Origin of the sequence: Longibacter sp. (genome assembly GCF_051155795.1) — a bacterium.
Lineage (GTDB): Bacteria > Bacteroidota > Rhodothermia > Rhodothermales > Salinibacteraceae > Longibacter.
Genome location: NZ_DAXETW010000152.1, coordinates 50,931 through 59,198 on the forward strand (window position 1 = coordinate 50,931; position 8,268 = coordinate 59,198).

Consider the following 8,268-nt stretch of genomic DNA (forward strand, 5'->3'; position numbering starts at 1 on the left):
CCGTATTGAACCGGGGCCGACGTGGGCGTCTGTCTCCCTTCCGCTCGCTATCAACCGCCCCTATGATTTCTTCGTACGCCCTGCGCCTTCCCCGGCTTTCGTTCGCCGGCCGCTCTGCGGTCGTCGCCGCCGTGCTCGCCGCTCTGCTGTGTTCCTCCCTGGCCCCGGCGATGGCGCAGGAGCCTAGCCGGCGCCAGCTCCGCACCTACATTCCTCCCGAACAGCTCGTCTCATTCCTCCCGACGACGCCGTTCGACCAGTTCGTCGAGTTTCTGAATCCGCTGTTTGTGAACGTCACCGGCAAGCAGGTAATCGATCCGGAGTCGCGGTCTGAACCCATCGGGGTGTCCGTCACGCGCATGCAATTCTTCGACGCCTTCGAGCTGGTCCTGGAGGCGAAAGGTCTCAGCTTCCGCGAGACGGAACGCTATTTTATCGTACAGGAAGGCATGACGATGGAAGACCCGGCCATGGTCCAGCAACAGGGGCCGATGCCGTCGGCGCCTGCAGTCGATCCGCTCCCGGCAACACTCGAAACCCCCGAGGTCATCATCAGCGCCCTGCTCTTTGAGGTCAACCTGTCCAGAGTGCGCGAACTGGGGCTCGACTGGAGCGTCTTCATCGGCCAGCAGACCGGTCAGCAGGGCAATCAGCAGGGCGACGACCAGGGCCCCCGCTTCAAGCTCCGCCCAAAAGATCTCGGCGGCGCCGTCGGGGACTTCTTCCGTGAGGATGCACTCAGCACACCGGACGAAATCGACTTCGGGGAACTGGCCCGGTTCTTCCGCGCCCTCGAGGACGATGGGATCGGCCAAACCCTCGCCCAACCCTCCGTCGCCGTTCAGAGCCGGGAGCAGGGGCGCATCCAGATCGGCTCCGACATTCCGATTCAGGTGCGTGACTTTGCTGGCAACACCATCACACAGTTTATCTCCACCGGCATCATCGTGGACGTTACACCGACCCTGATCTCGGAAGCCCTGGCCGACACCGCGGGTTCCCCCGAAATCACCTTCGTGCACCTTGACGTAAACGTGGAACGCTCCAGCGGACGCCCGTTCGGGGCGAGCATTGCCGTCGACCGAAACACCGCGGACACCCAGGTGCTGCTGCTCGACGGGGAGCAAACGGTGATCGGCGGGCTCTACTCGTCGGACATCACGACAACACGACGCGGCATCCCGCTCCTGAAGGATCTACCGCCGTGGTTCTTCGGCCTTCGCTACGTATTCGGCCGAGAGCAGAAGACGATCGCGCGGCGAGAGCTCGTCATCGTACTACAGGCACAGGTCCTCGACCCCATCCCCGAGCGCGCACGGAAGTCGCTGCCGGACCAGTTGCTTGAGCAGCGACGCAAAGAAGTTCAGGAGCGCATTCGACGGTTCGACGGAGAAATCAACCGGCGCCTCGGCCCGGATGCCGTTCTCCCGGGCAAGGTCGACAACTGAACCTCGCACAGGTGCACGCCGGCCTGGCTGCCTGGCGATGGGTTCGATCATGAAGCCGTCGCCCGTCCGCCGAAGCGCGCACCGCCCGGCTGTCCCGATGATTCTTGCCACGCCACAACCAGGCCCTGCCGATGACGCTCGTTCCGTCGCTGACCCGGGCGCGACCGCTGCGTACGGTGCGACCCGCATCTGGCGTCCTGATTCTGGCGGTGGTCGTGATCCATTCGGCACTGACGGCCCTGTTCTTCGCCCCGGACTTCCAGATGTTCGTCAGCCGACCAATGACGGAGGCAACGGCCGGCGTGGCGACCCACGTGCTCGTGACCAACGCGCTGGAGTTCGCGGTCCTGATCGCCGGATGCATGGTCGTCCTTGGGGGGTTACGCCTTGGCGACCTGGGCCTGCACCGACGGGGCATCGCCGTCGCCGTTCTCGCCACCCTCGTACTCTGGGGATTGACGCAACTGGTCATGCACGCGCTGTCCGTCGTTACGAACACGCCTGCGATCCTGAATCCCGTCTGGATGTACCCGATGACATCGGAAGCCATTGGACGACCGCTACCCGGGCTATTTATCGCAGCGGGTGTAGAGGAGGTGATGTATCGTGGCTTTCTTCTTCCCCAACTATATTACCACGCTCGCGGATGGGGACTTCGTGGATCCGGTCGACGCCTTTTCGTCGCCCTTTGCATCTCGCAGGTGCTGTTCGGCGTCAACCACATCCCGGCGGGCGTCGCGGCAGAGCTCTCCGTCGGCGAGATTGCTTCCTACGTGACAATGGCAGCACTGGTGGGTGTCTTCTTCTCCGTACTCTACCTTCGCACCGCCAACCTGTGGCTGGTGATCGGCCTCCACGCCGTCCTCAATCAACCGCTTTCCTTCTACCTCAGTCCCCTCGATCCCTCGCTCGTCGTTTTGATTCTGGGCATGCTGCTAACCCTCGCGATCCCGTTTCTCCGCCGGGTCCTGCCGCCGTCCACCCCGTCGTCCCCGTCGGCGAAGCCGCCGACCGGGTGACGCCCGCTGCACCACGCTGCTGACGTAATGACCCGACTGTCCCTCCCGATCCTCCTGATCGTCCTGACCGGGCTCGCCGTGCCGGCGGTCCGCGCGCAGGATGCCGAACCCGTGCAGGTCCTCGAACTGCACGGGCCGCGCTCTCTGTTTGCCGGAACTGTAGCGAACTACCGGGCGCGGGTGTCGGACCGGTCGACGCGACCGATCGGATTTCTGTGGGACTTCGGGGACGGCATCGCATCGGAGGGCAGTCTCGTCGCCCACCGATATGCCTTGCCCGGCACCTACACGGTGAGGGTCATCGCCTACAACACGGCGGGGCGCGACACGATGTCCACGACGGTACGCGTCTCGCCGGCTCCGGCTGTCACCGCCATCCCCGATCCACCGAGCGAGGCGCAATCAACGCGGGGTGCTACGACCGCCGAACGCACCGCGCCCGCAGCCGAGCCGCCGTCGCAGCGCATTTCACGGCGGGACGTGCGGAAATCCCTCTTCAGCCGCCACCCCATCGTTCCCGCATCGGATGGCTACACGTGGGTGCTGGCGTCCGACCTGTGGAACGAGCGCCTTCACCGAAAGCGGCTCAAGTACCGGCTGCAGGGACTGCGGGTGGAAGTCATGGCCGACACGACCGGGCGGGGCAGCCCCGTCTACCGCCTCATCGCCGGCCACTTCAACACCATCGGGCAGGCGTTGATCGCCCGGTCCATGCTCAAGGTCGACGAGACAAACCTCCAGCTCCACGCGTTCTCGCCCGAGGGCATTCGACTCGCGATGGCGGCCTTTCCGGACGCTCTCCGACGGCTCGACCCCGAGGACCGGACGTGGCTCGACCATCTCCCGGAGCCGACCATTGCCGACATCCGGTCGACATCCCCTGACGCGGACGAGCTCCCCGATGCGATCGCCGACACCGGGCCCGTAGCGGGCGGACCTGTCACGCCGTCCGCGTTGCCCAACATGAGCCGACCCATCCCGAAGATGCCTTCGCCGGGCCTGCCCTCCTGGGTCTGGTTCATGGCAGGTCTTGCCGTCGCCTCGGCAACGGGCATCGTGTCGCTCATCCTCTACGGCCGCCGATCGGCCGGGCGACCGCTTCCACGACCGCCTCTGCCAAAAAAAGCACTGCCGCCGATCGGTCTCCGGATCGGGCGGCGGCGGCTTCCCAGTCCAGCAACGGCAGCACCCCCCCTCCGAAACCGGCGCCTCCCCCTCCTGTCGCGGACGACGAGGACGGAGACAGCAGCACCGCATCGGTGGACCGCGCATCCCCGGCCGGGACCGCCGACGGCGCTGACGCAGGCCGGTTCCCGGAATCGCCCGAGCCAGGTACTGAATCTCCAGGAGCGGATGGTCCAGAACCGGCGACCCCAGAACCGGCGACCCCAGAAGCGCCCACCCTGGAACCGGCGGCTCCGCCAGCCGCCGACGGGCACACGGCAGATCACGAACGACTGTCCCCGCCGGCGGGCGTCGACATGGCCTGGCCCGACGATTACGACAGCGAGAAGCCCCTTCCGATCACTGCGTTCCACGTCGTCGTCCCGGAGGATGTGGAGGTCACACCGCCGGAACCGTGGCCGCATCCATCCGCCTGGAATGTGCCCGGACAGAGCTGGGACGACCTCAACGACATGCCACCCTCGGACACGCCTGCCGAACTTCCGGCACGGGAACCGAGGCGCGATGACGGGGTCGCTTCCTGACATTGGTTTTCAGGGCGAACGCGCTGTGCGGACTGCAGGCGCGGGTTGCGAATGGCGGTCCCCGCGTCCATTTTATCCATACGAAGACGACATGGCGCGTCACTTACTGCGTCTCCTCGTCAAGCCCAACTCATCGCGCCTTCTGTCCGCCGGTCTCAATTCTTTCTCCTATCCCGACCCGGAATCATGGCAAAACGCACCTCCGATCCGTTTTCGCTGAGCGATGAAGAGCTCCTCGAGGAAATCATCGACCTGCACCGGCAGGGTCACGACGCCGAAGCCGTCACGCGGGCCCTGGAAGAACAATACGGCGCCTCGCGTGTCGATCGGTTCGACCTTGTCAGCGTGATCCTTCACCTCATTCACCAACAGCAGGACTGAAAGCTCATCGCCCATGGAAGAAGACACACGTCGACGTAACTTTTCGCCGTGATGTGCCGTATAGGATGAGCCCGTGTTTTTTTGTCTCGCCCTGAAGGGTTCGCTTTATGGATCTCGACCCGACGCTTCTGACGTGGATCTTTTTCGTCGGCGGCCTTCTGCTTCTCTTCATTGAGGTCTTTGTGCCCGGTGGTGTCGCGCTCTTTCTGGGCCTGGGCGGCATCGTGGTCGCCGGCCTGCGGCTGTTTGGCATTTTGATCGATCCGTTCACGGCCGTCGTGGCGTGGACGCTGATCTCGGCCGGGCTGACCGTTGCCCTGCGCCCTCTCGCGCTTCGATACTTCGGTGGCGAGTCGACGGTCGGCATCACAGATGAGGACGCCGAAACGATGGGCCAAACCGTGACGGTCATCGAGCCGATCAGTCCAGACAAGACCGGGCGCGTCCGCTTCCGCGGCGCCGCATGGGACGCCCGGACGATGGAAGGGGCGCTTCCGAAGGGAGCCGAAGCACGCATCGTCTACCGGGACAACCTGACGTGGATCGTAGAGCCCGTGGATCACGCCGACCTTGACCAGGAGCTCGCCGATGCGATCGGTGCCGATGCCGTGGATGGCATATCGCCTGAGGACGTTGCGTCGACGGATGCGGAAAATGAACCCGGCGAGCGGCCGTCGGAATCGTCGTCCTCGCGATCTCGATCACGCTCCTGATGCAGGCACAGCGGCGCGGTCCGGGTCCGCCGTAACGGTTTCCTCCCCTGCGTCGTACTGCTTCCGAGTACCCGGACGCCGGAGGGTTTGAACCCCTCGCCGTTTCTCACTCCGATTGTCTCATTCCTCCAGCCAACCGTTATGTGGTTTATCAGCCTGGTCGCCCTTCTGGCGGCCCTTTTCGTGATCTGGAATACGTTTATCATCGTGCAAACGCGCGAGGAGGTGATTCTGGAACGGCTCGGCAAGTACCACGCAACCCTGGATGCCGGCTTTCACTTCGTCCTGCCGTTCATTGATCGCGTGGCCTACCGCCAGGAGATCCGCGAACAGGTCCTCGACGTCCCGCACCAGAAGTGCATTACGAAAGACAACATCGAAGTTGACGTCGACGGCATCATCTACCTCAAGGTGATGGACGCCGAGAAAGCCAGCTATGGTATCAACGATTACCGTCTCGCCGCGGTCAATCTGGCGCAGACGACGATGCGAAGCGAGATCGGAAAGATCACGCTCGACGACACCTTCTCCGAGCGGGATGCCATGAACGACGCGATCGTCGCGGAACTCGACAAGGCATCGAATCCTTGGGGCGTCAAGGTGATGCGCTACGAGATCAAGGACATCCAGCCGTCGCAGGACATCGTGCTCACGATGGAGCAGCAGATGGAAGCGGAGCGCGAGAAGCGGGCGGAGATCGTCGCGTCGTCCGGTGAGCGCGATGCTCGCATTAATACGTCTGAAGGCGATCGGCAGGCATCGATTCTCCGGTCGGAGGGAACGCGGCAGAAGCGGATCAACGAGGCGAAGGGCGAGGCGAAGGAGATGGAGTTGATCGCGACCGCCTCTGCCCACGGGATTGAGCGGGTTGCCAAGGCGATTGCGCAACCCGGCGGCTCCCTGGCCGTCAAGATGCGGCTGACCGAGCAGTTCATTGATCGTCTCGGAACGGTCATCGACGGTGCCAACGTGTCCGTTCTGCCCGTCGAAGCCGCGAATCTCAAATCGTTCTTCGAGGGGGCGTCCAAGGTCACAGACGGCGTTCGGTCCGGCTCGTAACCCCTGTCCCTCTCTCCGTTTTCCGCCCCTGACGACCGATTCCGAAAGCCATGATTGAACTACTGAACGAAATCTCGATGGGCGTCTTCGGCCTTCTTGCCGTTTACGCCATCTATAAATTCATCCGTGCCATCCGCATCGTCCCGCAGCAGAGCGCCTATGTGGTCGAGCGACTGGGCCGGTATACCAAGACCCTGCAGCCCGGCTTTCACACGCTGATTCCGTTTGTGGATGCCGTCGTTTACAAGCAGGACCTGCGTGAACAGGCGATTACCGTCGAGCCGCAGGACTGCTTCACGATGGACAACGTCCGCGTTCGCGTGGACGGCGTCATTTACCTGAGTGTCGGCAATCCGGAGAACGCCAGCTACGGCGTCACCAATTACCGGCGCGCTGCGATCCAACTGGCCCAGACGACGACGCGGTCGGTCATCGGCCGGATGGAGCTCGACACCACCTTCCAGGAGCGCGCGCTGATCAGCCGATCGGTCGTCGATGTACTCAGCGAGGTCGAGGAAGCCTGGGGCATCAAGGTGCACCGGTACGAGATCAAGAACATCGACACGCCACGGACGGTGCAGAAGGCGATGGAACGCCAGATGACAGCGGAGCGCGAACGCCGTGCAGTGGTCGCCCGCTCCGAGGGTGAGCAAAGCGCGACCGTGAACGACGCGGAGGGCGTGAAGCAGGAAGTGATCAACCAGTCGGAAGGGGAAATGCAGCGGCGCGTCAACGAGGCGGAAGGCCGCGCCGAGGAGATTGAAGCGATCGCCGAAGCTACGGCACAGGCGATCGAGGAGGTGGCACGGGCGGTGTCCGCACCAGGCGGCGAGGAAGCCGTCAAGCTCCGGCTTGCCGAGCAGTACCTCAACACGATCGCGAAGCTGGGCAAGGAGAACAACGAGGTGCTGCTGCCGGCCGACCTGACGCGGTACGATTCGGTCATCGGCGGACTGGCGCTCGACGACTTCACCCTCCACACCGCCGGCGATGGCGCCCCCGCCGGTGCCCCGTCCCCTCACGGCGACGGATCCCAGGGCGAGTCGCCCACCGGGTCGAGTAGCGACGCATAATCGCTTGTTCATCGTCGTCAGGCGACGCCGGACGAAAAAAGGGCTCTCGACATTGCGTCGGAGCCCTTTTTTTGACGTGTTTACGTGGTTTGCCCGCGTATCCCGGCGCAGCGCGATCAGCGCCTGACACGGAAGGTGGGCACCTCGTCCTCATCGGCTTCAAAGCGTTCCGCCTCAAACGAGCCTTCGATGGTGGTCGTGAACGGCTCCGACTCAAGGTCCGAAAGATCCGTCGTGTCGACCGGCTGCGTCATGTCGACCGTGACAGCCTGATCCGTCGCAAACCGAAACGAACCGAAGACACCGTCGGACGTCACCCGGTCGATCGTTATCGTCCCCGATGTCGCCGGAGCGGTACGGAACGAGTTTCCTCGGATCTCAGCGTACGTGGCGAGCACAGGCACCGTCGGCGTACCGAGCACACCGGTTGCCAGTGGGTCGAGCAACCTGTATTCTCCTCGAGACGGCGCACCCTCACCCGGCACAAAGAATGTGATCGTCGTACCAGCCGAAAGATTCACGGGAGTCCCCGACGATGGTGCGGTTGCCAGGCCGATGACCGTACCCTGTGGGAATTGACCGGTCGGGAGATCATCGATAGCATCATGTGGCACGGGAATCGCTCCACCGAAAAGTGCCCCCGAGGCAACGTTCGTGGCCTGGGCGCTGCCGGACAGGCTCGCCGATGTGTCCCCGGACACCGACGCCGTAAACGTGGCAGAGGGCGTTGGATTCGAGGTGCCCGATCCGTCGCACCCAGCGACGACCAGCAATACGACGGCAACAAGCCAACCAGGAGCAGAACAGGAGGATGAAGTCCGGGATCGTTCCATGTCAAACTCATTCTGAAGTGAAGAGGAAGCGGC

General features: G+C 63.7%; 8 protein-coding genes. 7 read left to right on the forward strand and 1 reads right to left on the reverse strand.

Annotated elements, in window-relative coordinates; all coding sequences use genetic code 11:
* The first annotated feature begins 62 nt into the window (after positions 1-62).
* The 7 genes from ACFCU0_RS14595 to ACFCU0_RS14625 all read left to right on the forward strand — a co-directional run bounded on the left by ACFCU0_RS14595 (position 63) and on the right by ACFCU0_RS14625 (position 7,402).
* A complete protein-coding gene (locus ACFCU0_RS14595; RefSeq protein ID WP_434974415.1) occupies positions 63-1,448 on the forward strand; it encodes a type II secretion system protein GspD in 1,386 nt (461 codons plus the stop codon).
* A gap of 131 nt (positions 1,449-1,579) precedes the next feature.
* On the forward strand, positions 1,580-2,467 hold the full coding sequence (locus ACFCU0_RS14600; protein ID WP_434974416.1) for a CPBP family intramembrane glutamic endopeptidase: 888 nt from the start codon (positions 1,580-1,582) through the stop codon (positions 2,465-2,467).
* Positions 2,468-2,494: 27 nt separating this feature from the next.
* Positions 2,495-4,396: a PKD domain-containing protein gene (locus ACFCU0_RS14605; protein WP_434974417.1), complete on the forward strand. Its 1,902-nt coding sequence runs from the start codon at positions 2,495-2,497 to the stop codon at positions 4,394-4,396.
* Positions 4,363-4,557 (forward strand): hypothetical protein, encoded by a 195-nt coding sequence (locus tag ACFCU0_RS14610; RefSeq protein ID WP_434974418.1) that lies wholly within the window; start codon positions 4,363-4,365, stop codon positions 4,555-4,557. The genes ACFCU0_RS14605 and ACFCU0_RS14610 overlap by 34 nt, the downstream gene beginning before the upstream one ends.
* Positions 4,558-4,664: 107 nt before the next feature.
* Positions 4,665-5,270: an NfeD family protein gene (locus tag ACFCU0_RS14615; protein WP_434974419.1), complete on the forward strand. Its 606-nt coding sequence runs from the start codon at positions 4,665-4,667 to the stop codon at positions 5,268-5,270.
* Positions 5,271-5,411: 141 nt separating this feature from the next.
* Entirely contained in the window at positions 5,412-6,329 is a 918-nt protein-coding gene (locus ACFCU0_RS14620) for an SPFH domain-containing protein (protein WP_434974420.1), read from the forward strand.
* Between the two features lie 50 nt (positions 6,330-6,379).
* Positions 6,380-7,402 (forward strand): SPFH domain-containing protein, encoded by a 1,023-nt coding sequence (locus ACFCU0_RS14625; protein WP_434974421.1) that lies wholly within the window; start codon positions 6,380-6,382, stop codon positions 7,400-7,402.
* Between the two features lie 116 nt (positions 7,403-7,518).
* Here ACFCU0_RS14625 and ACFCU0_RS14630 read toward each other — a convergent pair.
* Positions 7,519-8,268, reverse strand: a 750-nt coding sequence (locus ACFCU0_RS14630; protein WP_434974422.1) for a hypothetical protein, incomplete at its 5' end; no start/stop codon positions are given.

Coding starts and splice junctions, on each gene's coding strand:
- ACFCU0_RS14595 (WP_434974415.1), top strand. CDS start 63: ATGATTTCTTCGTACGCCCTGCGCCTTCCCCGGCTTTCGTTCGCCGGC.
- ACFCU0_RS14600 (WP_434974416.1), top strand. CDS start 1,580: ATGACGCTCGTTCCGTCGCTGACCCGGGCGCGACCGCTGCGTACGGTG.
- ACFCU0_RS14605 (WP_434974417.1), top strand. CDS start 2,495: ATGACCCGACTGTCCCTCCCGATCCTCCTGATCGTCCTGACCGGGCTC.
- ACFCU0_RS14610 (WP_434974418.1), top strand. CDS start 4,363: ATGGCAAAACGCACCTCCGATCCGTTTTCGCTGAGCGATGAAGAGCTC.
- ACFCU0_RS14615 (WP_434974419.1), top strand. CDS start 4,665: ATGGATCTCGACCCGACGCTTCTGACGTGGATCTTTTTCGTCGGCGGC.
- ACFCU0_RS14620 (WP_434974420.1), top strand. CDS start 5,412: ATGTGGTTTATCAGCCTGGTCGCCCTTCTGGCGGCCCTTTTCGTGATC.
- ACFCU0_RS14625 (WP_434974421.1), top strand. CDS start 6,380: ATGATTGAACTACTGAACGAAATCTCGATGGGCGTCTTCGGCCTTCTT.